We start from the raw sequence: 25,175 nt of genomic DNA, 5'->3' as shown, positions 1-25,175 counted from the left end.
TCCCATGATCGGCAAACAGCGGCAGGACCGGATTGTGAAGGCGCTTCGCTCCGGCGGTGCCGCCTCGGTGAGTGAACTCGCCCTCGCGCTCGATGTGAGCGAATCCACCATCCGTCGGGATCTCGACATGCTCGACCGCAACGGCGAACTCACCCGCACCTACGGGGGAGCGGTGCTGCGCCCGGGCGAGACGGTGCGCGAGCCGGGGGAAGACCCGCTCGAGGGCACCTTCGCGATCGACTCCGACCTCGCGCTCAAGAAGGCGATCGCCCGGCAGGCGGCGGCACTCGTCGAAGACGAGAGCGTCATCATCCTCGACATCGGAACCACCACGCCTCTCGTCGCACGTGAACTGCGCGGTCGCCCGGTCACCATCATCACCAGCAACCTCGCCGTGCTCGACGAGCTCCGCGACGACACCACCGTGAGACTCGTGATGCTCGGCGGCGTCCTCCGACGCAATTACCGCTCTTTCGTCGGCTCGCTCACGGAACTCGCCCTCGCCCAGGTGAGCGCAGACATCGTGTTCCTCAGCTGCACCGGCGTGCGGGCCTCCGGCCACGTCGTCGACAACATGGCGGTCGAGGCCCCGATCAAACACTCGATGATCAAGTCGGCCGACAAGGTCGTCCTGCTCGCCTCCGAAGCCAAGTTCCCGGGCACCGGCGCCCTTCGGCTGTGCTCCCTTGCCGACGTCGACGTGGTCATCACCACCGCCGGCGCGAACGAGCAGACCCTGAACAAGTGCCGCGAAGCCGGTGGAAAGGTGATCATCGCATGAAACTGTGCATCCTCGGCGGCGGAGGTTTCCGCACCCCGTACGTCTACCAGGCCCTGCTTCGCGACCGCGGCTTCCCGCGCGTGACGGAGGTGGCGCTCTACGACGTCGACGAGCACCGGCTCCGGTCGATGACGGCGATCCTCGAACAGTTCGCCGCGGGCTTCGAAGACGCGCCGCGGCTCGTTCCGACCCTCTCCCTCGAGAACGCGATCGAGGGCAGCGACTTCGTCTTCGCCGCGATCCGGGTCGGAGGACTCGAGGCTCGCCGCTGCGACGAGCACGTCGCGCTCGACCTCAACGTGCTCGGGCAGGAGACAACCGGTCCGGGCGGCCTCGCCTACGCCATCCGCACCATCCCGGTGATGATGACCATCGCCACGGTCGTGCGCGAACTCGCGCCGAACGCCTACCTGATGAACTTCACCAACCCGGCCGGCATCATCACCGAGGCCATGCAGTCCGTGCTCGGCGACCGGGTGCTCGGCATCTGCGACACCCCGTCCGGGCTCGGCCGCCGCGTCGCCGGGCTTCTCGGTCTCGACCACACCCGCGTGCAGATGGACTACGTGGGCCTCAACCACCTCGGCTGGATGCGCCGGGTGATGTACAACGGCGAGGACGTACTGCCACGGCTGCTCGCGGACGACGAGAAACTCGGCCTGATGGAAGAGGGGCACGTCTTCGGCACGGACTGGATCCGAAGCCTGGGCGCGATCCCCAACGAGTACCTGTACTACTACTACTTCAACCGCGACGCCGTGCGGAACATCGTCGACTCCAAGATCACGCGCGGAGACTTCCTGGCGAAGACCCAGGGCGAATTCTTCGACCGCACCATCGCCGCAGGCAACGGAGCGGCGGACCTCTGGCGGGAGACCGTCGAGACGAGAAGCGCCAGCTACATGGCCGAGGCGAAGGGCGGCGTGCAGGGCGCACCGACGAGCTCGCGCGAACACGAGACGGACCCCAGCCACCAGGGCTACGCGGGCGTCGCGCTCGGCGTGATGGCCGCGATCACCCGTAACGAGCGGGCCACCATGATCCTCAACGTGCGCAACGGCACGACCATCCAGGGGCTTCCGGCGGATGCCGTGATCGAGGTGCCGACGACGGTGGACGCCAACGGCGTGCACCCGCAGACCACCGCGCAGCCGGAGCTCGCGCAGATCGGCCTCATGCAGCAGGTGAAGGCCGTCGAACGGCACACGATCGCCGCCGCCATCACCGGGTCGCGGGACGAGGCCCTCAAGGCCTTCGCCCTGCACCCCCTGGTGGACTCCGTGACGGTGGCGCGCAGCCTGCTCACCGGCTACATCGACCGCATCCCCGAGGTCGCCCGCGTGCTCACCCGGTAGGCGAGGGGGTGGACTTCGCGAGCTTGTCTGGGTCGAGCACGCCGAAGAAGACCTGGGACCCCCGCGGGGAGATCTCGCTCTCGAACTCGTCGATCTCCCTGGGCCGGGCCTCCACCTCGAGGTCCCTGCCCTGGACATCCGTGGCTCCATGCCGAGCGGTCCGCTGCTGAACAGCCAGACGGGGCGAGCCGACAGGGTCGCGCGGTTGCGCCGCACGAAGTCCGTGACCTCCTTTCGCCCTGATCCCAGATACACCGCGCTGCCGACGATGTTCGCGTCGTAGGCGGCCGGGTCGCCCTCGGCCTCGGCGGGCACGGCGAGTGAGTTCTGGCCGAGTTCGCGCAACCTGGCTGCGATGCGCTCGGCGATCTCCGCCGTCGAACCGTACTTTCTCGCGTAGGCCACGAGGACTCTCATTGCTCCTCCTCAGGCTCGGTGCACGAGCCGCACGACCCGCCTCCACCCTGACAGCGCACGGCCGCCCGGCGCGGGCAAGTCACGCCGGATCGCGAGCCGTAAGGCCCATGCCCGGCCCCGAACGCCGTTACGCTGGCAGCCATGAAGCGACTCATTCTCACGGCGATGCTCGCGGCGGCGATCCTGCTCGGAGTCGCTGGCCCTGCCTCCGCCGGCGTGGATGACTTCTCGTTCTCGAGCTTCGATGGCCAGTACACGCTCGGCCGGGACGCCGCCGGTCGCTCGGTGCTCACGGTGGTCGAGACTCTCGTGGCCGTCTTCCCGCAGACCGACCAGAACCACGGCATCCGCCGAGAACTCGTCGACACATACGACGGGCATCCCACCGACCTCACGGTCAAGTCGGTGACCGACGGCAACGGCGGGCCCCGCGGCTTCACGACGGAGACCAACAACGAGTTCCTCGACGTGACGATCGCGAGCGACTCGTTCGTGCACGGCGCGCAGACCTATGTGATCACCTACGAGCAGCACAACGTCACCCGCTACTTCGCGGACACCAGAGCCGACGAGTTCTACTGGGACACCAACGGCACCGGCTGGGCACAGCCGTTCGGCGAGGTCACCGCCACGGTGCACCTCGCGCCGTCGCTCCTGCCCAGGCTCACCGGCAAGGCGGATGCCGCGTCCGGCGCCCAGGGCGCAAGCGGCCCGGCAACGGTCGCCAGGACCGACGACGGATTCGCCTTCGGAGCCAAGAGCCTCGGGGCGGGGCAGAACCTCACCTTCGCGATCGGCTTCGCCCCCGGCACCTTCACCCCGCGCGACAGCGGGTTCTTCGCCGCCCCCTGGCCGTCGCTGTCCCTGGTCGGCGCCCTCGGTGCGATCGCCGCGGCCATCGGAGGAATCGTGCTGAGGCTCACCCGCCTGCGCGATGCACCTGGCCGGGGCATCATCATCCCGGAGTACCTTCCGCCGAAGGGCGTTCCGCTGCTGCTGTCCTCCACGATCGCGGGCAAGACGGCGAAGGCGAACCCGGCCCAGATCCTGGACCTCGCGGTGTCGGGCAGGCTGCGCGTGCTGGAGCTGGAGCCCACCGGCTTCAGCCGCAAGCCGGGGTTCGCCCTCGAGTTCGTCACCGCCGAGGGGGCCAACCCCGATGAGACCGAGTTCCTGCATGCGCTCTTCGGCGACTCGTTCACCCCGGGGGAGCAACGAACGCTGAAGAAGCCCGACCAGCGGGCCGTCAAACGCATCACGGCCCTCATGCGGAGGGTGCGTTCGGATGCGACGGCCGAGGGGTACCGTCGAAAGCTTCCGGCCGCGCGCATGTTCCTGGTCGTGGCGGCCTCCGCCGTCGCGGGTGCCGTCAGCTTCATCTTCGGTGCGCTGGCGTTCGGCGACGCCGTGGGAGGTCTCGTGCCCGCCGTGTTCATCGGCGTCGGCGTCCTCGGCTTCGTCATCACGGTGATCGCCATCTCCCACGTACCGCTCGAGCCGCGAGGGGCAGAACTGCGGGAGTACCTGAAGGGACTCGACATGTACATCTCGCTCGCCGAGGCGGACCGGCTGCGCTACCTGCAGTCCCCGCAGGGTGCCGAGCGGGCGGCGATACCCACCGACGACAAGGCCCAGCTCGTGAAGCTCAACGAGAGGCTGCTGCCCTATGCCGTGCTGTTCGGCAACGAGAGGGAGTGGGCCAGGGAACTCGGTCGCTACTACGAGGAGCTCGGCCAGCAGCCCACCTGGTACGCGGGCCGAAGCGCCTTCAATGCCGCGCTCTTCGCCAGCAGCATCGGCTCGGTGTCGGTGAGCGCCTCATCCGCCTACAGCGCGTCGAGCGGCGGATCGGGCGGCGGCGCGGCGTCGGGCGGCGGGGGAGGCGGCGGAGGCGGCGGCGGGGTCTGACGCGGGGTCTGGCTCTCTCGCGCCGAATTCCCTCCGAATTCAGCCCGTGTTCATCCGGCAACCATTGCGGCAACGGCGCCCCAGGGCGCAGTGTGCAATGACCAGCAGAAAGGTTGCCGCCGAGAGCGACCAACACGAGTGAGAGAAGAGAGCCATGGGCAAGCATTTCGACGACGCTCCGACGCCGCTCCTCCAGGTGCCGACAACGACGGCGCAGTTCGAGGCGATAGTCGGCGCCTACGTGCCAGACGGGGCCCTGGAATCGGAGGATCGCGAAGCGGACGATCCCTCCTGGTACTCCACAGACTGATCCGACGCCGCCTGCCGTAGGGTGGAGCAACCGGCCCCCGACACAACCGGCGGCGAGCAGCAGAAGCGAGCGTCGAGCAGTAGTGAGCATCATCATTCCCGCCCTGCGGCGGCCCATCATCGTCTGGGACGTTGTGCTGTCGATCCTGCTCACAGCGCTTGGGCTCGGGATCGCCGCGCTCGTCTCGCTGTCGTCGATCTTCCTCGTGATGGCCGCCGACTCGTGCGGAGGCAACCGCGAGTGCACCCTTCCGCAGCTCACGGCCGGCTGGCTCATCGCCATGATCGGGCCGAGCGTCATCATGCTCGTCACCCTCGTGCTCACGGTCGTGAGCCTGGTGAGACGACGAGTGACCTGGTGGCTGCCGCTAACCGGCATCGTGGTCGAGTTGCTCGTCTGGTGGGGCGCCGTGTCGCTCGTCTTCGCGAGCGTGCCCGGCCTGAACTGACCGACCGCCCCGGCAACGGACGCGGTCGCCTCGCGCCCACCCGGCGGTAGGTTAGTGCCCAACGCAGTCTGGACTGATCGGGCGGAGGGCCGGTAGAGGCATCGGAGCGCCTGGCCACGACCTATGAGGGGCGGCTTGTGAATTCGTGAAATGTCCGACGATACGGGCATGACCCGCAGCAACGGCTTAGCGCCAACCACCGTTCCGATACTGGTCAGACCCCTGGCAGCGAACCGAAGCGTTTACCCCCAATCCTGGCTGACAGCGGCTACTCCCGGCCGGACACCTCGTCGTAGAACTCGCGCAGCACGGTGGCGTAACCAGAAGGGTTCTGTAGCCAGTGGACGTGACCAGAGTTCTCTAGCGTCACTTGCGTGGCATGCGGGAAACGACGCCGAACGATCCCAGCGCCGTCTTCGAAAATGTCAAAGGCGCCATAGACGACGAGCACGGGTCCTCGAAAACTCCCCGCTCCCTGCAGCACAGCCGAGTGCTCTTTCGATATGGCTCTGTCGGTCTTGATCATCGCGACTCGAGAACAGCCGGCCAGCCACTGCGGGTCCGGATCCGGTGCGGATCGAGGGACCAAGAAGTAGTTGTGCCACGTCTCAGTCATCACATGACGCATCGCCCAAGTGCCGATTGTACCGGGGATGATCAGACTGGAACCGAAGGCGTAGAACCGGATGGTGCCTGTCAATCCGGCCCGAGCGTGTTCAATATGGAAGGACTCCCGCTTAGTTCGCTTCCAATCGTCGCCCACCCCCAGCGATGAGCTGGAAAGCACCAGGCTCCTCACCCTGCCTACGTGAGCAGAGGTGTACGCCTGGGCGAGTAGACCTCCCCATGAGTGTCCAAACACGTGCCAGGAGTCGATACCCATCGAGGTCCGAATGCTCTCGATATCCTCGAGGTAGGCGGCTAAGTCAAAGCGCTCATCGAGACACTTCGATCCGCCGACACCGCGCTGGTCGAAACCGATGACTCGGAACTGAGGCAGCATCGGGACGGTTGAGTCATACATGTAGTCCGGAACGCCGGGACCGCCGTGCAGCAAGAGGAGCGGCTCGCCACTGTCAATGCTCTGCCGGACCGAAATCACCGCACCCGGAGAATCGACGTTGAAATGGTCCATGCGGCCAATTGTGAACGGAGGACGTTCTCGGCCACAAGGGCCATCCGACCTGGGGTCTTGGTAGTAGCGGAACAGGAGAGCCCAGCGACGGGTCGCTGGGCGGTTCCAATATGCGGATCGAAATCGGGGTCCAATCCACATGCGGACAATTCGGAGCTAGCACCGATCTGAATCGGGGTTACGTCACGGTGCCTCCGCGCCAGACGCGCCAGCACGCTCACCCCGGGCAGCAGCACCCGCTCCCGACGAAGCCATGCCGTCGCGTGCTCGAACAACACGGTCAACCCGTCACCGTGAGTCCAGGCCCGCGAGTAGACAAACAGCGTCAGTTCCTCGGCCAGCGGACCATCGAAGTCGCGGTACCCGTACGCCACGCGGATCTCGCGCGCATGCTCGTGAACCGTTGACACCCGCAGTGTGTAACTGCCCCTATGAGGCGCTATTGGAGTGCATCCACCGGGAGGAGGTCAACCCCGAGCTGGCCCGCCGCGACGAGATCGACACCGACCACGAGGCGGCTCTCCGGCTCGCGCTCCTGCCGGTCGAACGCAAGACGCTGCTGAGGCTCCGCGACGAGAATCAGATCGACGACGTGATTCTCCGGCGCATGCAGGCGCGGATCGATCTCGAGGAGCTCCGGCTCGCGGACGATATCGGCACCGAGTAGGCGGCCTCCTCCTCCCAGCCGTGCAGGGGAGTGCCGTGTGCACCGATCGCGCCCGGGCTCCTCGACCGCTTCGCCGTGGCGACCATCATTGCGCCATGAGACCACCGACCTACAGCGAGTCGCTCCTGCAGCCGCTCACCACCGATGCCCTTGTCGAGCAGAGGGTCTCCGCCCTCGTGGGGCGAGCCTGCCGGCGCCAACTCTGGTTTCTGTTCCTCGACGAACACCAGGTTCAACTGCCACTCATCATCCCCGTCGGCGATCCGCCGACTCGTCCGGACGCCTCGGTCCGTAACCTCGCGGAGGGCATCTCCATCGCCATGGAGTCTGCGGCCGCGGCTTCGGTCATCGTCGTGATTGAGCGATTCGCCGACCAGGCTGTCACCCCCGCCGACACGGAGTGGGCACGCACCATCGACGAGGAATTCCGCGAGAAGGGCCTGCGCGTGCGCGGCTTCCTTCTCAGCCATCGACGCGGCGTGCGCTGGCTGGCACCCGACGACTACCGGTTTCCGGTGCGGGGGAGCGACCGATGATCTGGCGCACGCGCGTCCGCAGAGTCGACCGGCCGCGCCGCGCTAGAGCAGCGGGACGCCGCTTCGCCCTGCCCACGTGACAAAACCGACCACATATCAGCGGGAGGGGAGCGACTCCTCGATCAGGCCGACGATAGCCGGGTCGTCCGGCTCCGTGGTCGGCCGGAAGCGGTGCACGTCCCCGGACGGAGTGACCACGAACTTCTCGAAGTTCCACTTCACCTTGCCCGCCTGGCCGTCGGCATCCGGGGTCTTCACGAGCTCCCCATAGAGCGGATGCTGCGAGCGGCCGTTCACCTTGACCTTGGCGAACATCGGGAAGGTGACACCCCACGTGGTGGAGCAGTACTCCTTGATGGCGTCCTCGCTGTTGAGCTCCTGCAGGAATTGGTTGCTCGGGAAGCCCAGAACAGTGAACCCCTTCTCGCCGTACTTCTTCTGCAGCGCTTCGAGCTTCTCGTACTGCGGGGCGAGCCCGCAACGGGACGCGACGTTCACGATGAGCAGCACCTTGTCCTGGTAGGCGCCGAGCGAGGTGGTCTGTCCGTCGATGGTGGTGATCGGGATGTCGTTGATGGCCATGAAATAGCGAACGGCCGCGCCCCGGCCCGTATTCCCAGAGTGGTCGGGGAGATACCGGTCGGACGCGGCCGTTCGGCCGTGCGCGAGCTCTACGTCAGTCGACCACGAGCACGCGGATGCGACTTATCGCCCTCACCGCGGCAACGGACTGCCACACGACAAACACTTCCACCACGAGGGAGAGAAGGCCGAGCGGCTCGAGCCAGTTGCCGATGTCGTCCATCGCGCCTGGCATTCCGACCGTGCGATTGATCACGAACGCCACGAGAACCGCGGCCGCGAGGGCTCCGGCCGCGAGGTAGTCGAGCTTCGTCGCGACCGTGAACAGCCGTTCCGTGATCACGAGCGCCGCCACAATGAGAACAATGTAGAGGTACCCGAGATATGGCGTTTCCTTGAGTTTGCCCGGCAGGTCGAGAACGTGGATCGCCGCTACGGCGGCCACCCCAATCCCCATCGCTGCGCGTCGACTTTCCAATTGAAGGCGAAGCCGACGGGCGTGCAGTTGCGTGGTTACGCGCTCGCCCGATGCTTCGTTTGCCGATGTGGTTTCGGCGGTCGTTCGTTCTGCGGTTCCAGTACTCGATGTCATTGTCTTCCCCTGACTCAGTGAATCTCTGTACATTCCGATGTGGTTACTTGCCCTTTCGACGCTAATCGCACGCGCACGGCGAGGAAAAGGGCACGCGCCCTTCATGTGAGGACTCCAATGTTGGGGCTGCATTCTCTCGGGTAACTGTGATGCTGCAGTGAGCAGTTGGGAGCTACCATCCAGTCGCGCGAGCGGAGAGAACGCCGCCGGATGCCCTACGCTGGAAAACCGCTCTCCACCATCCGGGTCACAGGATCGGTTCGATATTCTCGACAGCGTTCCCGGCGCGACCGACGCGCCCCTGCCAGAAAGAGCCCATGCCAGACAGTCCCATCTCGGCAACGCCGTACGAGGTGCTCGGGGTGAACTCCTCGGCGAGCGAGGACGAGCTCCGGCGCGCGTACCGCCGGCTGCTGCGGGAGTCCCATCCGGACACCGGCGGGAGCACGGCACGGTTCGTCGCCGTTCAGCTGGCCTGGGAGCGGATCGGCACGCCGGCCGATCGCGAGGCCTACAATCGCGGCGGCTTCGCGCGCACGACGACGGCAGACCAGGACGCGGAGGGGGACGGCTCCTTCACCTGGGCGCCCCGGTCTGCACCGAAGCAGCGGGACACGCGCCCGCGTGCTCGGGCCTACGGCCACCCCGGGGGCTGGCGACGCGAACGCTACCTCGCCCTCATGCGCGAATGGGTGGGCCGCGGCGAGGTGCTCGCGGACCCCTATGACCCGGCACTCGTCAGGAGCGCTCCGCGGGAGATCCGGCACATCCTCGCCGACGCTCTCGCCGAGGAGGCGACGGCCCGCACCCTGTCGTTGCTCGGGATCGGCTACACCGTCTGGCACGACGTGGCCACCGGCGACCCGGAGAACAAGATCGACCACGTCGTGCTCGGCCCGACCGGCCTGTTCGCGATCCTCTCCGAAGACTACGGCGCCCCGGTGCGCGTTCGCCGGGGCGAGCTCGTCGGGGCCGTCGCCACCTACGACCTCACCGAGGATCGTCCCATGCACCAGCTCGGCCTTCGAGCCAAGGCCCTCGTCCGCGCTGTTCGTGTGCGCTTTACCGCACTCGTGATCGTGCTCCCCGACGACGAACTGGACGCGCCGATCGTCTCCCTGGGCAACGTGCGCGGGGCCGCGGGCGTCGCCGTGCAGCGGTCATACCTTCCCGCGCTCCTGCGCGACGGCCTGCCCGGCCGATCGCTCGCCGGGGGAGCCGAGCTGTTCGAGGTTCGCGCCAAGCTCCAGGAGAAGATCCGGTTCGTCTAGGAGCCGCCTCGCGCATCCGCTGCCCGGCCGCTTGCTGCCACTCGTCCCGCTGCTGGCCGCTTGCCCACCCGTCTCGCCGCCCGCCCAGTGCCCACGGCTCGCTCGAAACCAACATTTCTCCGGAGGATTTGCGTCGCTTTCGCGAATTCGCATCAAACCGGGCCATTTGAACGTACAAGTTGAGCGAGCGATCCGAAACCTCCGGAGAAACGCGTGCGAGACGCGAGACGCGGAGTGGCGCGGGCCAGAAAGCGGGCGGAAGCGCGAGTGAAAGAATCACCAATGACACGGCCGGATCATCCCGGGCGGCGGATCGTCAGGAGCAGACCGGCGCGCCCCGCCCACTGCCCACGTCAGCCGGCGAGGGCGAATCCGCTCGTCCAGGACGTCTTCTCGCCGGCGGCGAGGGTCAGCTGCAGAAAGCCGAGGGCCTCCAGTTCGCGGGCGCGCCTGAGGCTCCCGCCGTCGACCGCGGCGACGCCGCTTCCCGCGAGCGCGCCGATGAGGGCCGCCTTCGCCTCGACGTCGTCCCCGGCGACGATCACGGTGGTGCCCTCGTCGCCGACCCGCCCGCTGTGGAGTGTCGCCGCGAAGTTGGTGTTGAAGGCCTTGAGCACCTTCGCCGACGGCACGAGGGCAGCGATCTCCTGAGCCGCGGATCCGTCGGCGGGAACCACCAGGGAGTCGAATGTGGAGAAATCGACCGGGTTCGAAATGTCGACCAGGATCTTGCCGTCGAGCTGCGAACCGAGCTCGGCGACCACCGCCGGAACCGCCCCGAACGGCACCGCGAGCACGACGATGTCGCCGGTAATCGGGTCGCCGATGACTCCGGCCGACGCAGACGGGTTGGCCGCGGCTGCCTTCGCGGCGTCGCGGGCGAGCACCTGCACCGCGTTGCCGCCTGCGACGGCCACGGCGGCGATCGCCGCGCCCATGTTTCCCGCACCGATGATCGTGATGTCAGCCATTGTTCTTCTCCCGTTGTCGTTGGGCCCACGCCCAATAGTTGTTGATACAACCAATATAGTCGCTTTAGTTGTAGCGTCAAGTGATTTTGGTAGGATGGGGGAATGGAAGATTCGCCGTGGCTCACCGCCCCCCAGCTCGACGCATGGAGAAAGTTCATCTCCGTGGTCGAACTGCTCCCTGGCGCGCTCGACTCACAGCTCCAGCGGGACGCCGAACTGAGCCACTTCGAGTACTTCGTGCTCGCGATGCTCTCCGAGGCGCCCGGGCGAAAGCTGCGGATGACGGAGCTGGCCGCCGAGACGAACGCCACCCTGCCGCGGCTGTCGCACGTCGTCTCGCGACTCGAAACCCGCGGCTACCTCGACCGCGTCCCGTGCCCGGAGGATCGTCGCGCGACGAACGCCGTGCTCTCGGATGCCGGCTGGAACAAGGTCGTCGCCACGGCACCCGGCCATGTGCGCACCGTGCGCAAGCACGTGATCGACGTTCTCGACGACGACGATGTGGCAGATCTCGACCGCATCATGGCCAGGATGCTCGGCCGTCTCGACCCGGACAATCGGTTCGGCTCGATCACGGGCAGGTAGCCGTCGTCACGCACCCGCCGAGGGAGAGGGCATGAAGCGGTAGGCGAAGGTGCCGTTCGGGCCCGTAATCTTCACCGTCACCGTGCCGACGGTTCCCGTGGCGTCGGACGCGACACAGTCGAACGTCGAGCCGACCGCGAAAATGGCCAGCGACGCCGGGCAGGCCACCGAGTAGTCGTAGCCCTGGCTGCCGAGCTCGGACTCCGTGCGCTGTTCGATCGCCGCGGTGCCGCGGGCCGCGAGGCTCGCCCCCAGGCCGGCGCCCACTCCCACGACAAGAGCCGAGATGAGCACCGAATTGATGATGAACAGCCACAGGGGGAGCGAACCCCGGCGCACCCGTTGGTGAACGCGAACGGTGCGAGCGATCAGGTAGGCGAGCGGGCCGAGAAGGAGCCAGGCGAGGCTCGGTCGCGCCTCGTACCCCCACCCCTCCAACTTGTTGCGGTCGCGCGCGGCAAAGGCGATCGACCAGAGCAGGGGCAAAAGCGCAGCGCCGACGAACCACCACCACCAGGCTCCGGAGCCGAGAAGGGCGAGCGCAACGAGCCCAACCGAGGCGATCAGGCCGACCCACGGGGTGAAGCCGACGGCGATGGCGCCCGGGGTGTTCCACCGGATCGGGGCCGTCGCGACCGGTGCCACGTGTCCCTGCCAGGAGCGGTGTTCGCCGAACGGCACGTAGGTGTGGGTCACGTCGTGCGGGAGCGGTTCGATCTCGGGCGCGCGGGGGCGAAGGGCGGGCGCGAGCGACCCGGCGCCGAACGACCCGGAGCCCGCAGGCCCGACCGCGGCCGACCCGGAGCCCGCAGGCCCGGCGGCAACCGATCCGGCGCCGACGAGCGCGGCCGGTCTCGGCGAAGTGTGCTCCGTCCACTCGGTGCCGTTCCACCAGCGGTTCAGCTCGAGACCGGTCGGGTCGTCGAACCAGCCGGCCGGAGCGATCACCATCTCTTCGTCATCCACGGCGAAGCCTCTCCGTCTGCTGCCTGGCGCTCACTGCGCCGACACGCTCTCGCCGACGAGGCCGAAGGCCACGTTCGGTTCAGCCGAGTCGATCAACACGGTGAGATCCATCTTCACCGAAGCGAGCATTCCCGTGCAGACGACCCTGGTGCCGTCGTCGGTGGAGGGGATCGCGGGGCAGGTCACGTCCGAGAACTTGAGTTTGGTCGCGACAAGGTCGCTCTGGAGCTTGGCCGCCATGCCGGTGGGCGTCAGCTGCGCGGCACGCTCCGCCTCGGTGAGCGGACGGCCGACACTCGTGGAGGCCGTCAGCGTGCTGCCGGAGGTGCTCGCCGCGTCGAACGAGCCGAACACGGCCGGCGACTGCAGTACGAGGAAGGCGATTGCTGCACCCTCGAGGAGCAGCCAGGCGATGAGCGGCCAGACGCTCGCACCACCCGCCCGGACGCAGCGGATCAGGAGGTAGAGCGGCGGGATCACGGCCCAACCCGTGTGCGCGACAGTGCCGTGGCCGTTGCGGATGAGCGCCTGGTGGTCGGCGCGGGCGAGCGCGAGGTAGACAATCGTCGGTGCTCCGAAGAGCACGTAGCGCAGCGACAGGCCCTGGGAGGTGTGCAACTCGTCGATGAGCAGCCAGATGAGGGCGAAGTGCACGATCGGCAACAGGGCGAGCACCCACACCGCCCAGGTGATGGACTTCTTGGCAATCGTGAGATTCGCCCCGCTCGCGGACGCCTCCGACCCGTAGTGCGATCCCATCGGCACATAGGCCGGGCGATCCTGCGCCAGGAGCGACCCGAGGTCGGTGGGCGCAGTGGACGGCCGGCGGATGCTGGACTTGGGAACCATGGGCGGGGGAGCGCCCAGCCACGGTCGCGCGACGGGCGGCGTCGGCACCACCCGACCGGACGACGTGGGATGCTGCGGCTCGTCCGTGTGCGGCGCCGGCTCCTGGGGAGCGATCACCTCCGGCACCTCCGGCTCCTCCGGCTCCTCCGGCGATCCCGTGATGAGCGGACCGGTCTTCTCCCGCAATTCCCGGCGGCTGAGAAACACCTCGGGCACGACGACGGCCTCCGCCACAGCCTCATGGTCGATCTCCGGCACGGCAATGACGTCAGTGGTCCAGGCTTCGCCGTCCCACCAGCGCAGCCGACCGTCGTCCTCGGGGTCGGCGTACCAGCCGGCCGACACCACGTCGGACTGCAGATTCGTTGACACGCTGACATCCCCCGATAGTCAGGCCCGTTGTGGGCCCTATCGGGAGTTTACGGGCAATGCTCACCGTACCGCGATGCCCGTCCGTACCCCAGAACGTGGGGCTTTGGTTGACCATCGCGCCTCCACCGACCCGTCAGTCGTGCTGGTCGTTCCGCTCCTTTTCGTCCTCGCGCGTCTCCGATTCCGTGTAGTTGCCCATGTCGGGCTCGGTCTGATCTTCGCGAGTGCGGGAGCCGTCCCGCAGCTCTTCGTCCGTGTATGCTCCGCGCTGGTCCGTGGCGGTGCTGCGCGATCCATCCGGCAATTGCTCGTCGGTGTACATGCCGTCTTCACCGGATGAGGTCGAGCGATTTCCGTCGGGTAGTTGCTCGTCCTGATACATGCCCTTGGCGTCGCGTTCGCCTGTGTTGTCAGCCATCAGTTGCTTCTCCTGCTCTCGTCGTTGAGTTGTCGGCAGTCGAACTCCGCGCCCCGGTTCGGGCCGCTAGTCGTCACGATAGACGCCTCGAGCGCGGTACGGAACCCCGATCGGGGAAGTCGTGCCGGCCGCAGATGCGGCGCACCGCACGGTCTTGACCCGGAGCACCCGAGGCGAGGACGATCGAGGTATCCCATTCGTTTGGAGGTGTGGCCGTGGCGACGATCACCGACCAGGAACTGCAGCAAATCCAGCGGGCGAATTCCACGGGACTCACACCCGTAGTCTTCGTTCACGGACTCTGGCTTCTGCCGAGCAGCTGGGACGACTGGCGCGCGCTCTTCGAGGAGAACGGCTACGCCACCATCGCGCCAGGGTGGCCGGACGACCCGGAGACCGTGGGCGAGGCCCGCGAGCATCCAGAGGTCTTCGCCAGGAAGTCGATCGGCGCCGTCACCAACCACTACCTCGAAGCGATCGCGAAGCTCGGCTCGAAGCCGGCGATCGTGGGCCACTCGTTTGGCGGGGTCATCGCGCAGAAGCTCGCGGGTGACGGCGCCTCGCGCGCCACCGTCGCGATCGACCCGGCCCCGTTCCAGGGAGTGCTTCCCCTGCCCGTCTCCTCCCTCAGGTCGTCGTCTGCGGTGCTGGCCAATCCGGCCAACTTCGACCGAGCGGTCACCCTCACCTTCGAGCAATTCGCCTACGGATGGGCCAACGCGCTCGACGAGCACGAGGCGAGGGAGATCTACGACAAGTACCACGTCGCCGCCCCCGGCCGCCCCCTCTTCTCCGCGGCCGCCGCCAACGTCAACCCGTGGTCCGACGACAAGGTGGACACCACCAACCCCGACCGCGGTCCACTCCTTCTCATCTCAGGGGCCGACGACCACACCGTGCCGTGGGCGATCGTCAACGCCTCATACAACCGGCAGAAGCGCAACGTGGGAGTCACGGAGATCGTCTCCATCCCGCACCGAGGCCACTCGCTCACGATCGACAGCGGGTGGGAGGAGGTCGCCAAGATTACTCTCGACTTCGTGAACGAGCACACCGCCGGGTAACGGCCTGGCCGAACGGCCCTCCGTGTCTACTCCTCCACAGAAACGGTCGGCACCTGCGCCGCGAGGGCAGGCTCCAGCCGTATCTTCGGCAGCGCCACGCTCACTTCGCTCGGCAGGGTGACGGCGGCGGTCGGCTGCGCAGCGTGGGCGGCGACCGAGCCGGCCGCCGCACCGCCGACGAAACTCCCGAGGAGGCTCCGGATGTCGAGGCCGGTGGTCGACTTCAACACCGCGTCGATCTCGGAGAAGCCGCCGGCGACATTCTTCGTTAGTTGGCTCGCGCCGTCTGTCGAGACGACCGTCAGCTGGTCGATGTTGCCCAGGGGCGCGGCGAGCTCGTGCGCGATCTGCGGGAGCATTTCGACCAGGCGAAGCTGGATGAGCGCCTCCGAACGCTGCGCGACGGCGGCCGCCGCGAGCTTCGTCGCCTCGGCCTCGGCGGTACCCTTCGCGAGGATCGCGTCGGCGGTTGCCTGGCCCTCGGCGCGGATGGCGTCGGCGTTCGCGATGCGGCTGTCGCGCTCGGCGTTGGCCGCGATGACGCGCGCCTGAGCCTCGGCGGTCGCCGCGACCTTCACCTTGTACGCATCGGCGTCGGCGACCGCGTTGACCTCGGACGCGAGCTCCGCGGTGCGGAGCTTGGCGGCCGCCTGGGCGGTGACCTCCTGCTCGTGCACGATGTTCTGCCGCGTCTTGGCCTCGGCGAGCGGCTTGGCTCCTGCGGCTTCCGCCGTCGCCTTGTCGGTGTCGAGCTGGAGCGCGGCGCGCTTGAGGGCAAGCGTGTTCTGGGCGATGGCGACGGCCTGCTCGGCGGCGATCGCCGCCTCCTGCGACGCCTGCCCGGCCTGGGCCTCCGCCACCTCGGCGGCCCGAAGCACCGCGGCCTGTTCGGCGCGACCCATGTTTCGGATGTAGTCGTTGTCGTCGGAGATGCCCTTGATTTCGAACGAGTCGACGTCGAGTCCCTGGCTGAGAAGCGACTCGCGCGCGGTGGAGAGAACCGCGGCACCGAGCTCGTCCCGCTTCTGGATGATGGTCTGCACATCCGTGCCGCCGATCGACGAGCGAAGCGACCCGGACAGCACTTCGAGCGCGAAGCCGTCGATGTTCTTGTCGTTGCCGATGAAGCGCTGGCCGGCCGCGAGGATGGCGGAGTGGGTGTCGCCGACCTTGACGATCGCGACGGCCTCGACCGTGAGGGTGATCCCGCGAGCGTCCTGCGCGACGGCGGCGAGCTCAATGGCGCGTGAGCGGAGGCTGATCTTGAAGGCCTTCTGGAAGAACGGCGTGATGAACACGCCGGAGCCGACGACGATGCGGATGCCGGACTCCTCGGTCGCGACTCCGCCGACGGTCTTCACCTTCGAGCGCTTTCCGGTGATCAGGATCGCCTCGTCCGGGCCCGCGTTCTTATAGACGGACTTCGCGTAGATGAGCACAACGAAGAAGAGAACGATGACACCGATGATGATCGCCGGCACCGGGGAGAACAGAAAGTCGAACACGGGTTGCCCTTCGTGCGCACGAGGCGCGGCTTCGGCGGAGCGGCTTCCGGCGCATCCACCGGGCGCAGGGATATTCCTGCGCGCCACCAGCCTAGGCGCGGACTGAGGATCTTTCGTTGCCGCGCTGTTCGAGCAGGCTCGGAGAAGCGCCGGTCAGCACCCACGGCATAGCCTGAAGGCGAGGGACATCGCCATTCACTCGAGGCGAAGGAGAAAACGACGTGCGTTCGATGCTGGTGAAAGTCAACCAGCCGACGCCGACGGAGACCGCGAAGGCCGCCGCCGCACAGAGGAGGGACCATGAGCATGACCACCAGCACGACCACAGACGCGCAGTCGCCCGAGCCGAGGCTCGCCGACAGCCACGATCTGATCCGCGTGCAGGGCGCGCGCGCCAATAACCTCAAGGACATCACCGTCGAGCTCCCGAAGCGTCGACTGACGGCGTTCACCGGGGTTTCCGGATCCGGCAAGAGTTCGCTGGTGTTCGGCACGATCGCCGCGGAGTCGCAGCGGCTGATCAACGAGACATACAGCGCATTCGTGCAGGGCTTCATGCCGACGCTGGCGCGGCCCGAGGTCGACGTGCTGGACGGGCTGACCACGGCGATCATCGTCGACCAGGAGCGGATGGGTGCCAATCCGCGCTCCACCGTCGGCACCGTCACCGACGCGTACGCGATGCTGCGGATCGTCTTCAGCCGGCTCGGACGGCCGCACATCGGCTCACCCCAGGCGTTCTCCTTCAATGTCGCGTCGGTGAGCGGGGCGGGCGCGGTCACCCTCGAACGTGGCGGACAGACCGTCAAGGAGCGTCGGAGCTTCAGCGTCACCGGGGGAATGTGTCCGCGCTGCGAGGGGATGGGCAGCGTCACCGACCTCGATCTGACCCAGCTCTACGACGACAGCAAGTCCCTCAACGGCGGCGCGCTCACCATCCCCGGCTACAGCATGGACGGCTGGTTCGGCCGCATCTTCAGCGGCTCCGGCTTCTTCGATCCAGACAAGCCGATCAGCTCGTTCACCAAGAAGGAACTACACGACCTGCTGTACAAGGAGCCGACCAAGATCAAGGTCGACAACATCAACCTGACCTACGAGGGCCTGATCCCGAAGATCCAGAGGTCGATGCTCTCCAAGGACAAGGAGGCGATGCAGCCGCACATCCGTGCATTCGTCGACCGGGCCGTCACCTTCACCACCTGCCCGGAATGCGGCGGGACCAGGCTGAATGAGGGCGCCCGCTCCTCGAAGATTGCCGGCCTCAGCATCGCGGACACCTCCGCCATGCAGATCAGCGACCTGGCCGGATGGGTGCGAGGTCTCGACGAGCCGACGGTGACGCCGCTGCTCGACGCGTTGCAGCAGACCCTCGAATCGTTCGTAGAGATCGGGCTGGGCTACCTCTCCCTCGACCGACCGACCGGCACGCTGTCGGGCGGCGAGGCCCAGCGCACCAAGATGATCCGTCACCTCAGCTCCCCTCTGACCGACATCACCTACGTCTTCGACGAGCCCACCATCGGGCTGCACCCCCACGACATCGACCGTATGAACATGCTCTTGCTGCAGCTTCGCGACAAGGGGAACACGGTTCTCGTCGTGGAGCACAAGCCGCAGACGATCGCGATCGCCGACCACGTGGTGGACCTCGGTCCCGGTGCCGGTACCGCGGGCGGTTCCGTCTGCTTCGAGGGTACCTTCGAGGGACTTCGGGCCAGCGACACCCTCACCGGTCGCCACCTCGACGACCGGGCCGCGCTCAAGAAGGCGGTGCGTCCGCCGACCGGGACGCTGGAGATTCGCGGCGCGTCGGAACACAACCTGCAGAACGTGGACCTCGACATCCCGCTGGGCATGATGGTCGTCGTCACCGGGGTGGCCGGCTCGGGCAAGAGCTCGCTGATCCACGGCTCGGTTTCGGGACGGGACGGTGTCGTCACGGTCGACCAGGGCGCGATTCGCGGCTCGCGACGCAGCAACCCGGCGACCTACACCGGGCTTCTCGACCCGATCCGCAAGGCGTTTGCGAAGGCGAACGGCGTGAAGCCGGCGCTGTTCAGTGCCAACTCGGAGGGCGCCTGCCCCAACTGCAACGGTGCCGGAGTCATCTTCACCGATCTGGCCATGATGGCCGGCGTCGCCACCACCTGCGAGGTGTGCGAGGGCAAACGTTTCGAAGCATCGGTGCTCGACTACCACTTCGGCGGACGCGACATCAGCGAAGTGCTCGCGATGCCGGTGACCGAGGCCAGGGAGTTCTTCGGCGCCGGCGAGGCGCACACGCCGGCTGCACGTGTCGTCCTCGACCGGCTCGCCGACGTCGGGCTCGGCTATCTGAGCCTCGGCCAGCCGCTCACCACGCTGTCCGGCGGCGAGCGCCAGCGGCTCAAGCTGGCCACCCACATGGGTGAGAAGGGCGAGGTCTACGTGCTCGACGAGCCGACCAACGGCCTCCACCTGGCCGACGTCGAGCAGCTCCTCGGACTGCTCGACCGGCTCGTCGACTCCGGCAAGTCGGTGATCGTCGTCGAGCACCACCAGTCGGTCATGGCGCACGCCGACTGGATCATCGACCTCGGCCCCGGCGCCGGCCACGACGGCGGGCGGATCGTCTTCGCCGGCACACCCGCCGACCTGGTCGCCGCGCGCTCCACCCTCACCGGCCAGTATCTTGCGGCCTACGTGGGCGGCTGACCCAGGCAGCCACTGTCAGCGGGCTCCACTAGGAGCAGCAGGACTGCGAGCCCGCGTCGCCGGCGGAGCACACACCCGTCGCGGGAAGCACAAGCTTCACCGCGGATGCCCCGGCATGATCCCCGTCGAGCCAGGCGACGATCGAGCGAACCTGCTCGTACCCAGTCGCGAGCAGGAAGGTGGGTGCCCTGCCGTAGCTCTTCATTCCGGCAATGAAGAAGTTGGGCTCCGGCTGTTGAAGCTCGGCGAAGCCGTGCGGCTCGACCGTGCCACAACTGTGCACGTTGGGGTCGATCATCGGCGCGAGCCGTCGAGGCGCCTCGACGATGTCATCGAGGTCGAGACGGATCTCGCGCAGCATCCCGAGGTCGGGCCGGAAACCCGTCGCGGAGACAATGACGTCCGCGTCCACACTGGCGGGCGCACCGCGGCGACTGCCCGCGATGGCGACACCGCCTGGCGTGCGAGCGACCCCTTCGATCTCGAAGCCGTCGACCACGCCGATGGCCCCCGAGTCGATGAGGCGTCGCATCCGGTCAGCGAGCGAGGCGCGACCGGGAAGCTCATCGTCCCCGATGGCCGACACGCGCGAGGCCGTGTCGTTCCGAATGAGCCAGGTGACGGTTGTGCCGTTCTCTTCGCGGGCGAGTTTCGCGAGGGCGATGAGCGTGTTCGCCGCGGAGTGCCCAGCACCGACGACGACGGTGTGGCGCCCGGCGAATCGCGCTCGGTCTCGACCGAGCACATCGGGAAGGGCGGGGCTGATCCGGTCGGCGACCTCGGCGAGTCCGAGCGGGTCGAGTCCGTTCGAACCGATCGGGTTCGGTGTCGAGTACGTTCCGGATGCGTCGATCACGGCGCGCGCGAGGACCTCGGTGGTCTCGCCGGAGTCGTGCAGCAGCCGCAGCTGGAACGGCACGGACGATCGTCCAGCCGAGCGCGCACGATCCATTCCCTGCCTGGTCACCGCCTGCACCCTCGACCCGGTGCGAATTCGCGACCGGATCTCGGGCAGGGCGGCCAGCGGGGCGAGGTAGAGGTCAACCAGCTGGGCTCCATACGGAGCGACGCCCGGATCGGGTTCGGTCCACCCCGTGGTGGCCAGCAGTCGCCGGGCGGCCGGGTCGATGAGGTGCCGCCAGGGCGAGAACAGGCGGATGTGGCCCCACGAGGCGAGGCTGCTCGCGGCGGTGTCTCCGGCCTCGTAGACCACGAAATCGATTCCGCGCTCGACGAGGTTCGCCGCCGCGGCCAACCCGATCGGGCCGGAGCCGATGATGGCCACGGGGAGGCCGTCAAGACGCGGCGAGCGCAGCACCGTGGGGGAGAGGTCTATCAGGGTCATGGCAGCGCTATTCATCCTTATATCGACGATGGTCGATATCCGAGTATGCCCGGCTATATCGATGCTTGTCAATATGAGTCTAGGATTGCGGCGTGACCACGACATCCCTGCTCCCGGTCGTCGACGTGACGGCGTGCTGTTCGCCCCTCACGCGGCGGACCCTGCCTGCCGAGAGCGCGGAGAACCTCGCCCGGTTGCTCAAGGCACTCGCCGATCCCACGCGGCTGCGGCTCATCTCGATCGTCGCCGCTTCCGAGCGCCAGGAGGCCTGTGCATGCGACCTCACCGCGCCAGTTGGGCTGAGCCAGCCCACCGTGTCGCACCACCTCAAAGTACTCACCGACGCCGGCTTTCTCAGCCGCACCCAGCGAGGAACCTGGGCCTACTTCGCCCTCGTTCCCGGCGCGCTCGACTCGGTCGCCCGGCTGCTCGTGAGCGCATAACCCGTTCGACACGCCGTCGCCGAATTCGTGCTGGCCGTGGCCCTGCGCCCGGTGCGCCGCGGTCAGGTGACCGTGATCTGCGCGTACATGCCCGCCGCATAGTGGCCAGGCAGGTTGCAGACGATTTCGTAGCGACCGGGACGCAGGGTCACGGTGACCCAGCCGAGCGCGCCGGGGAGGATTCCCTCGCCGGATCCCTCGGCGCAACTCGCCGACGCCTCGCCCACGCTCGCCGATTCATCCACCGTGCCGTCGCCGCCGATCGGACGGGAACCGGCGAGCTCGCCCCTCCGGAGGGGAAGGATCACGAGTTCGTGACTCACGGTTCCGGTGTTCGTCGCGACGAAGGTCACCGACCCCGCCTGCACCGTCGCCCGGTCGGGGAGTAGACGCATCGCGCCGGCACCCATCCCGCCTGCCATCGGCGACCGGCGCATCCCCATGTTGACCAGCGTCGCGTGCACCACCGTGCCCGACGACGACGTCGGCCCGGCGCAGGACTGCCCGAGCCGGACGCCCGAGGGGTCTGTCGCCGTAAGAAGGCCGATCGTGGCAAGCGAGCCGGCGGTGAACAGCACCGTCGCGAGCGCGCTCCACAGCAGCACCCGCCCCCGGCCCCCGGTCATTCCGAACGCCTCAGCGCTGCACGACGCGCTGTGAACTCCTGCTCGTCGATCTCACCGCGCGCGAACCTCTCGTTGAGGATCCGCTCGGCGTCCTCGATCCCGCGCGGACGCGGAACATCACCGTCGCTGCGCCGTCGGAGCAGTAACACGACCGCCGTGACAACGCCGCCCCAGAACAGCAGCATCACGAGGCCCATCACCACCCAGCCCAGGACGCCCCACTGGCCGCCATAACCGTACATCATTTTGTCGCCTCCACGATCGACGGTACGGCGACACGCGGCGCTGGAAAGGGACTTTGGCCCCTCGACGATACCCGGCTCAGTGTGCCCGAAGCCCGAGGGGCACCTGCAGCCCATCGACGGCGACAGCACCAATCGCCACAGCTCGAATCGTCACGGCACCGAACCTCACTCTGCCGTCGGACGCAGCAGGTGCACGGCCTCGCGCAGCGCATAGAAGACGATCACAAGCCCGGCGGCCGGATCGGCCCACCACCATCCGGCCAGCTGATTGAGCGAGAGCCCCACGAGCACGGCGACCGCCAGCAGCCCGTCGATGAAGGTGACCGAGCCTTCGCTCACGAGCACCGGATTGTCGAGAGCGAGGCCCGTGCGTCTCTTGGCGAACGCCAGCGCGAACATGACGACTGCGGTCACCGCCGTCCAGGCGAGTCCGCCCACGCTGGGGGCGGCGTGGTGCCGGGTGAGGATGGCGAACAGCGACTGCACAAGCAGGTAGGCAGCCAGGCAGAGGAACGCGATTCCGATGAAGCGCAGAGCCCGGCGCTGCCGCGCCTCCCCGGTGCCCCTCAGCTCCCAGATCACGACGGTGCTCGCCCCAATCTCGATGAGACTGTCGAGCCCGAACCCGGCCAGTGCCACCGACGAGGCGCGAACGGCCAGCACCGCGAGCACCGCCAGCCCGACGACATTCCAGGCCAGTGTCGCCCATTCGAGGCCGAGACCCCGGCGGCGCAGCGCGCTCGTCGTCGCGGTCGGGCTGAACTCTCGCATCCGCCGATTCTGTCAGCATCGCGACGTGCCCGGGCCCGGGCCCTCGCGCCGAACCGCTCCGGCGATTAGTGTCACTGCCATGATGGCCAACCACACCCGGCGATTCATCGACGTCGCGTACACGATCGGCGTAGTGGTCAAGGGAATCGACGGCGCGATTGAATTCGTGGTGGGGCTCCTGCTGCTGGTAGCGCCGGGCCTTGTCCATGCCGTCCTGTCGGCGGTGGCATCCGAAGCGCGGGAGGGGAGCTCAGCCACCAACACCTTCATCACCGACTACGTCGCCAGACTCGACTCGCAGCTGGCCCGCGGCGGTCTCGCATTCCTCATCGCGTTTCTCATCATTCACGGAGTCGTCAAGCTTGTGCTCGTCTACTGCCTGCTTCGCAAATTCCATCGGGTGTATCCGATCGCGATCGGCGTGCTCGTGGTGTTCCTCGCCTACCAGGCCTATGCGTTCGCCACTGCGCCGAGCATCGGGCTGGCCGTCTTCACGGTCCTCGACGCGCTGATCATCTTCTTCGTCTACCGGGAGTACCGGCAGATCAGGCCGCCGAAGACCCGCAGTGGGTCGGAGCCCCCCTCCCGGCCCGTGAATTAGCATGGGGGACGGCGACGTCTCGCGGTGAGATCGTCGCGAAGGAGCAGTGTGCCACAGAATCACGGACGAGACGCGGCGCTCGAGGGCACCCTCGTCGGCGATCGTTATCGCGTCGAAGGCCTGATCGGGCGCGGCGGGATGGCGTCGGTCTACCGGGCGCGGGACGAGTCGCTCGGTCGCACGGTCGCGCTCAAACTCTTCGACAGCAACGCAACGGATGCCGACGCGCTCAGGCGAGAGACCTCCGAAATCCGCTTGCTCGCCTCGCTGAACCACCACGCCCTGGTCACGCTGTTCGACGCCAACGTCGAGGGCGACAGGTCGGACCGGCGCGCCTACCTCGCGATGGAACTGGTGGACGGGCCGACGCTCCAGACCAGGATCGAACGCGGCCCGGTCGCCGAATCGGATGTCGCGGCCATGGCCGCCGACCTCGCCGAAGCGTTACACGTCGTTCACGCACGAGGGGTCGTGCACCGGGACATCAAGCCAGCCAACATTCTGCTCGCCCCCTCTCCTGTATCGAACCGGGAGTTCCGGGCAAAGCTCGCGGACTTCGGCATCGCTCACCTCATCGACTCGACGCGCCTCACGACCCCGGGCACCGTCGTAGGTACGGCGGCGTACGTGAGCCCGGAGCAGGCCAAGGGAGAGGCACCGGGCGCCCCCACCGACATCTACGCCCTCGGCCTCGTGCTGCTCGAGACGCTCACCGGCACGCGCGAGTTCCCCGGGTCGATGGTTGAATCGCTTGGTGCGCGGCTCGCCAGGGACCCTGTGGTGTCGGCTAGCCTCGGAACCGCCTGGGTGCAGCTGCTCACGGGGATGACGGCGCAGAATCCGGCGGAGCGCCCGACCGCGCTCGAGGTAGCCGAGGCCGCCCACGCCATCGAGCGCAGCGCGGGCTCCCAGCTCGACCGCAGCGACACTCTGGCCTTCGCCACGGCCCAAGACAGCCTCGATACCCCCGGCTACTCACCGACGGCGCTGATGACGGACGCGCCGACAGCGGTTCTCGGTGGGCACACCGCGCCGGCGACCGCTGCCCGGCCCGCCGGCGACACCGGCCAGCGCACCGAGGTCATGGGTCGCGAACCGATGCCGCGCCCTCGACGGCGCTTCCCTCGACGCGTCCTGGCCACGCTGCTCAGCGTGCTCGCGGTGGCGGCCGTCGTGCTCGCGGTTTTCCTGTGGACCCATGTGAACCCCGCTCCGGTACCGACCGCCAGCCTGCCCGCGGTGGGCGGCCAGCTCGACACCCACCTTCGCCAGCTTCTCGAGAGCGTGACCAAGTGATGGACGCGCGCCGCAGGCGGCTCTCGGGTCTCGCAGCACTGGTGTTCGCCGTCGTGATACTCGCCGGTTGCGCCCAGACCACCGATCTCAGCAAGGATGCCGCCACGTCCCTGCAGAGTTCTGTGCGTCTCGTCGCCGAGCAGGCCGCGTCGAGAGACTACGCGGCCGCCCTCGCATCGCTCGATTCGCTGCAGAGCCAACTCGACGGGGACATCGCCGCCGGACTCGTGAGCCGCGATCGCGGTGCGCGGATCCAGGCCGCCATCGATCTGGTGCGGGCGGACCTCGGACCGAAGGCCACTCCCAGCCCCACACCGACCCCATCGCCCACTTCGACCAAGGGCAAGGGAAACGGCAAAGACAATGGACACGGCAAGGACGGCTAGTACTGCGGTCGCCTGGGGACCAATGGCACT

The 25,175-nt window shown here is 67.7% G+C and carries 28 protein-coding genes and 2 pseudogenes; 15 read left to right on the top strand and 15 right to left on the bottom strand.

Going from position 1 to position 25,175, the window contains the following annotated elements; all coding sequences use genetic code 11:
* Positions 1-4: 4 nt before the first annotated feature.
* Both VIM54_RS13100 and VIM54_RS13095 read left to right on the top strand, forming a co-directional pair.
* Entirely contained in the window at positions 5-781 is a 777-nt protein-coding gene (locus VIM54_RS13100; protein ID WP_331901945.1) for a DeoR/GlpR family DNA-binding transcription regulator, read from the top strand.
* Complete coding sequence (locus VIM54_RS13095) at positions 778-2,136, top strand: 6-phospho-beta-glucosidase (protein WP_331901943.1); 1,359 nt, start codon at positions 778-780, stop codon at positions 2,134-2,136. Before VIM54_RS13100 ends, VIM54_RS13095 begins: the two co-directional genes overlap by 4 nt.
* Here the strand turns inward: VIM54_RS13095 and VIM54_RS13090 are convergent.
* Together VIM54_RS13090 and VIM54_RS15965 are read right to left on the bottom strand one after the other, a co-directional pair.
* Entirely contained in the window at positions 2,126-2,251 is a 126-nt protein-coding gene (locus VIM54_RS13090) for a hypothetical protein (protein WP_331901941.1), read from the bottom strand. The genes VIM54_RS13095 and VIM54_RS13090 overlap by 11 nt on opposite strands.
* Positions 2,252-2,304: 53 nt before the next feature.
* A pseudogene (locus VIM54_RS15965) lies at positions 2,305-2,553 on the bottom strand (flavodoxin domain-containing protein); the annotation flags it as partial.
* 141 nt (positions 2,554-2,694) lie between these two features.
* On the opposite strand from VIM54_RS15965, the gene VIM54_RS13085 reads away from it, so the two are divergent.
* The 3 genes from VIM54_RS13085 to VIM54_RS13075 all read left to right on the top strand — a co-directional run bounded on the left by VIM54_RS13085 (position 2,695) and on the right by VIM54_RS13075 (position 5,219).
* Entirely contained in the window at positions 2,695-4,461 is a 1,767-nt protein-coding gene (locus VIM54_RS13085; RefSeq protein ID WP_331901939.1) for a DUF2207 domain-containing protein, read from the top strand.
* Between the two features lie 154 nt (positions 4,462-4,615).
* Positions 4,616-4,771: a hypothetical protein gene (locus VIM54_RS13080; RefSeq protein ID WP_187270559.1), complete on the top strand. Its 156-nt coding sequence runs from the start codon at positions 4,616-4,618 to the stop codon at positions 4,769-4,771.
* The gene (locus VIM54_RS13075; RefSeq protein ID WP_331902020.1) at positions 4,731-5,219 is read left to right on the top strand and encodes a DUF6264 family protein; all 489 of its coding nucleotides are present in this window, start codon (positions 4,731-4,733) and stop codon (positions 5,217-5,219) included. Before VIM54_RS13080 ends, VIM54_RS13075 begins: the two co-directional genes overlap by 41 nt.
* 268 nt (positions 5,220-5,487) lie before the next feature.
* Here the strand turns inward: VIM54_RS13075 and VIM54_RS13070 are convergent, their stop codons facing one another.
* Both VIM54_RS13070 and VIM54_RS13065 read right to left on the bottom strand, forming a co-directional pair.
* Complete coding sequence (locus tag VIM54_RS13070; RefSeq protein WP_331901937.1) at positions 5,488-6,354, bottom strand: alpha/beta hydrolase; 867 nt, start codon at positions 6,352-6,354, stop codon at positions 5,488-5,490.
* 208 nt (positions 6,355-6,562) lie between these two features.
* Positions 6,563-6,776: pseudogene (locus VIM54_RS13065) on the bottom strand (DUF4158 domain-containing protein); the annotation flags it as partial.
* 20 nt (positions 6,777-6,796) lie between these two features.
* Between VIM54_RS13065 and VIM54_RS13060 the strand changes: the two are divergent.
* Positions 6,797-7,021 (top strand): hypothetical protein, encoded by a 225-nt coding sequence (locus VIM54_RS13060; RefSeq protein ID WP_331901935.1) that lies wholly within the window; start codon positions 6,797-6,799, stop codon positions 7,019-7,021.
* A gap of 95 nt (positions 7,022-7,116) precedes the next feature.
* The gene (locus VIM54_RS13055; RefSeq protein ID WP_331901934.1) at positions 7,117-7,557 is read left to right on the top strand and encodes a hypothetical protein; all 441 of its coding nucleotides are present in this window, start codon (positions 7,117-7,119) and stop codon (positions 7,555-7,557) included.
* Between the two features lie 96 nt (positions 7,558-7,653).
* Here the strand turns inward: VIM54_RS13055 and VIM54_RS13050 are convergent, their stop codons facing one another.
* Entirely contained in the window at positions 7,654-8,139 is a 486-nt protein-coding gene (locus VIM54_RS13050) for a glutathione peroxidase (RefSeq protein ID WP_331901932.1), read from the bottom strand.
* A gap of 94 nt (positions 8,140-8,233) precedes the next feature.
* Positions 8,234-8,584 carry a hypothetical protein gene (locus VIM54_RS13045; RefSeq protein WP_331901931.1) on the bottom strand — a complete coding sequence of 117 codons (351 nt, stop codon included), beginning with the start codon at positions 8,582-8,584 and terminating at the stop codon, positions 8,234-8,236.
* Between the two features lie 464 nt (positions 8,585-9,048).
* Here VIM54_RS13045 and VIM54_RS13040 point away from each other — a divergent pair, with 464 nt between their 5' ends.
* Positions 9,049-10,002: a J domain-containing protein gene (locus tag VIM54_RS13040; RefSeq protein WP_331901929.1), complete on the top strand. Its 954-nt coding sequence runs from the start codon at positions 9,049-9,051 to the stop codon at positions 10,000-10,002.
* 353 nt (positions 10,003-10,355) lie between these two features.
* On the opposite strand, the gene VIM54_RS13035 is transcribed toward VIM54_RS13040, so the two are convergent.
* On the bottom strand, positions 10,356-10,973 hold the full coding sequence (locus VIM54_RS13035) for an NADPH-dependent F420 reductase (RefSeq protein WP_331901928.1): 618 nt from the start codon (positions 10,971-10,973) through the stop codon (positions 10,356-10,358).
* A 102-nt stretch (positions 10,974-11,075) separates the two neighbouring features.
* On the opposite strand from VIM54_RS13035, the gene VIM54_RS13030 reads away from it, so the two are divergent.
* Positions 11,076-11,561, top strand: coding sequence for a MarR family winged helix-turn-helix transcriptional regulator (locus VIM54_RS13030; RefSeq protein WP_331901927.1), 486 nt, complete (start codon positions 11,076-11,078; stop codon positions 11,559-11,561).
* 6 nt (positions 11,562-11,567) lie between these two features.
* Here the strand turns inward: VIM54_RS13030 and VIM54_RS13025 are convergent, their stop codons facing one another.
* From VIM54_RS13025 to VIM54_RS13015, 3 genes are all read right to left on the bottom strand, one after another.
* Positions 11,568-12,527 (bottom strand): DUF2510 domain-containing protein, encoded by a 960-nt coding sequence (locus VIM54_RS13025; protein ID WP_331901925.1) that lies wholly within the window; start codon positions 12,525-12,527, stop codon positions 11,568-11,570.
* A 30-nt stretch (positions 12,528-12,557) separates the two neighbouring features.
* Complete coding sequence (locus tag VIM54_RS13020) at positions 12,558-13,748, bottom strand: DUF2510 domain-containing protein (RefSeq protein WP_331901924.1); 1,191 nt, start codon at positions 13,746-13,748, stop codon at positions 12,558-12,560.
* A gap of 133 nt (positions 13,749-13,881) precedes the next feature.
* On the bottom strand, positions 13,882-14,166 hold the full coding sequence (locus tag VIM54_RS13015; RefSeq protein ID WP_331901923.1) for a hypothetical protein: 285 nt from the start codon (positions 14,164-14,166) through the stop codon (positions 13,882-13,884).
* A 215-nt stretch (positions 14,167-14,381) separates the two neighbouring features.
* Between VIM54_RS13015 and VIM54_RS13010 the strand changes: the two genes are divergently transcribed.
* Complete coding sequence (locus VIM54_RS13010) at positions 14,382-15,230, top strand: alpha/beta hydrolase (protein WP_331901922.1); 849 nt, start codon at positions 14,382-14,384, stop codon at positions 15,228-15,230.
* A 26-nt stretch (positions 15,231-15,256) separates the two neighbouring features.
* Here the strand turns inward: VIM54_RS13010 and VIM54_RS13005 are convergent, their stop codons facing one another.
* Complete coding sequence (locus VIM54_RS13005; protein ID WP_331901921.1) at positions 15,257-16,735, bottom strand: SPFH domain-containing protein; 1,479 nt, start codon at positions 16,733-16,735, stop codon at positions 15,257-15,259.
* Positions 16,736-17,041: 306 nt separating this feature from the next.
* On the opposite strand from VIM54_RS13005, the gene VIM54_RS13000 reads away from it, so the two are divergent.
* Positions 17,042-19,432 carry an excinuclease ABC subunit UvrA gene (locus VIM54_RS13000; protein ID WP_331902018.1) on the top strand — a complete coding sequence of 797 codons (2,391 nt, stop codon included), beginning with the start codon at positions 17,042-17,044 and terminating at the stop codon, positions 19,430-19,432.
* Between the two features lie 28 nt (positions 19,433-19,460).
* Here VIM54_RS13000 and VIM54_RS12995 read toward each other — a convergent pair whose 3' ends face one another.
* The gene (locus VIM54_RS12995) at positions 19,461-20,777 is read right to left on the bottom strand and encodes an FAD-dependent oxidoreductase (RefSeq protein WP_331901920.1); all 1,317 of its coding nucleotides are present in this window, start codon (positions 20,775-20,777) and stop codon (positions 19,461-19,463) included.
* A 92-nt stretch (positions 20,778-20,869) separates the two neighbouring features.
* On the opposite strand from VIM54_RS12995, the gene VIM54_RS12990 reads away from it, so the two are divergent.
* Positions 20,870-21,220, top strand: coding sequence for a metalloregulator ArsR/SmtB family transcription factor (locus tag VIM54_RS12990; RefSeq protein WP_331901918.1), 351 nt, complete (start codon positions 20,870-20,872; stop codon positions 21,218-21,220).
* 62 nt (positions 21,221-21,282) lie between these two features.
* On the opposite strand, the gene VIM54_RS12985 is transcribed toward VIM54_RS12990, so the two are convergent.
* From VIM54_RS12985 to VIM54_RS12975, 3 genes are all read right to left on the bottom strand, one after another.
* Positions 21,283-21,846: a plastocyanin/azurin family copper-binding protein gene (locus VIM54_RS12985; protein WP_331901916.1), complete on the bottom strand. Its 564-nt coding sequence runs from the start codon at positions 21,844-21,846 to the stop codon at positions 21,283-21,285.
* Entirely contained in the window at positions 21,843-22,091 is a 249-nt protein-coding gene (locus VIM54_RS12980; RefSeq protein ID WP_331901914.1) for an SHOCT domain-containing protein, read from the bottom strand. Before VIM54_RS12980 ends, VIM54_RS12985 begins: the two co-directional genes overlap by 4 nt.
* 165 nt (positions 22,092-22,256) lie before the next feature.
* A complete protein-coding gene (locus tag VIM54_RS12975; protein ID WP_331901912.1) occupies positions 22,257-22,862 on the bottom strand; it encodes a cation transporter in 606 nt (201 codons plus the stop codon).
* Positions 22,863-22,941: 79 nt separating this feature from the next.
* On the opposite strand from VIM54_RS12975, the gene VIM54_RS12970 reads away from it, so the two are divergent.
* From VIM54_RS12970 to VIM54_RS12960, 3 genes are read left to right on the top strand one after another with little or no spacing between them, the layout of a single operon-like run.
* Positions 22,942-23,463, top strand: a complete 522-nt coding sequence (locus VIM54_RS12970) for a DUF2127 domain-containing protein (RefSeq protein ID WP_331901910.1) — start codon at positions 22,942-22,944, stop codon at positions 23,461-23,463.
* A gap of 48 nt (positions 23,464-23,511) precedes the next feature.
* Positions 23,512-24,759 carry a serine/threonine-protein kinase gene (locus VIM54_RS12965; RefSeq protein ID WP_331901908.1) on the top strand — a complete coding sequence of 416 codons (1,248 nt, stop codon included), beginning with the start codon at positions 23,512-23,514 and terminating at the stop codon, positions 24,757-24,759.
* A complete protein-coding gene (locus VIM54_RS12960; RefSeq protein WP_331901906.1) occupies positions 24,756-25,145 on the top strand; it encodes a hypothetical protein in 390 nt (129 codons plus the stop codon). The genes VIM54_RS12965 and VIM54_RS12960 overlap by 4 nt, the downstream gene beginning before the upstream one ends.
* Positions 25,146-25,175 lie beyond the last annotated feature (30 nt).

The organism is Lacisediminihabitans sp., from assembly GCF_036569425.1.
GTDB lineage: Bacteria > Actinomycetota > Actinomycetes > Actinomycetales > Microbacteriaceae > Lacisediminihabitans.
The sequence above is the reverse complement of the archived record's forward strand: the minus strand, read 5'-3'. Positions and strand labels throughout refer to the sequence as shown.

Excerpts from the sequence above, each read along its gene's own strand:
- VIM54_RS13040 (WP_331901929.1), top strand. The coding sequence starts at position 9,049 with ATGCCAGACAGTCCCATCTCGGCAACGCCGTACGAGGTGCTCGGGGTG.
- VIM54_RS13000 (WP_331902018.1), top strand. The coding sequence starts at position 17,042 with ATGACCACCAGCACGACCACAGACGCGCAGTCGCCCGAGCCGAGGCTC.
- VIM54_RS12985 (WP_331901916.1), bottom strand. The coding sequence starts at position 21,846 with ATGACCGGGGGCCGGGGGCGGGTGCTGCTGTGGAGCGCGCTCGCGACG.
- VIM54_RS12980 (WP_331901914.1), bottom strand. The coding sequence starts at position 22,091 with ATGATGTACGGTTATGGCGGCCAGTGGGGCGTCCTGGGCTGGGTGGTG.
- VIM54_RS13085 (WP_331901939.1), top strand. The coding sequence starts at position 2,695 with ATGAAGCGACTCATTCTCACGGCGATGCTCGCGGCGGCGATCCTGCTC.
- VIM54_RS13035 (WP_331901928.1), bottom strand. The coding sequence starts at position 10,973 with ATGGCTGACATCACGATCATCGGTGCGGGAAACATGGGCGCGGCGATC.
- VIM54_RS13070 (WP_331901937.1), bottom strand. The coding sequence starts at position 6,354 with ATGGACCATTTCAACGTCGATTCTCCGGGTGCGGTGATTTCGGTCCGG.
- VIM54_RS12970 (WP_331901910.1), top strand. The coding sequence starts at position 22,942 with ATGATGGCCAACCACACCCGGCGATTCATCGACGTCGCGTACACGATC.
- VIM54_RS12975 (WP_331901912.1), bottom strand. The coding sequence starts at position 22,862 with ATGCGAGAGTTCAGCCCGACCGCGACGACGAGCGCGCTGCGCCGCCGG.
- VIM54_RS13050 (WP_331901932.1), bottom strand. The coding sequence starts at position 8,139 with ATGGCCATCAACGACATCCCGATCACCACCATCGACGGACAGACCACC.
- VIM54_RS13080 (WP_187270559.1), top strand. The coding sequence starts at position 4,616 with ATGGGCAAGCATTTCGACGACGCTCCGACGCCGCTCCTCCAGGTGCCG.
- VIM54_RS12995 (WP_331901920.1), bottom strand. The coding sequence starts at position 20,777 with ATGACCCTGATAGACCTCTCCCCCACGGTGCTGCGCTCGCCGCGTCTT.
- VIM54_RS13095 (WP_331901943.1), top strand. The coding sequence starts at position 778 with ATGAAACTGTGCATCCTCGGCGGCGGAGGTTTCCGCACCCCGTACGTC.
- VIM54_RS13100 (WP_331901945.1), top strand. The coding sequence starts at position 5 with ATGATCGGCAAACAGCGGCAGGACCGGATTGTGAAGGCGCTTCGCTCC.
- VIM54_RS13030 (WP_331901927.1), top strand. The coding sequence starts at position 11,076 with ATGGAAGATTCGCCGTGGCTCACCGCCCCCCAGCTCGACGCATGGAGA.
- VIM54_RS13015 (WP_331901923.1), bottom strand. The coding sequence starts at position 14,166 with ATGGCTGACAACACAGGCGAACGCGACGCCAAGGGCATGTATCAGGAC.
- VIM54_RS13055 (WP_331901934.1), top strand. The coding sequence starts at position 7,117 with ATGAGACCACCGACCTACAGCGAGTCGCTCCTGCAGCCGCTCACCACC.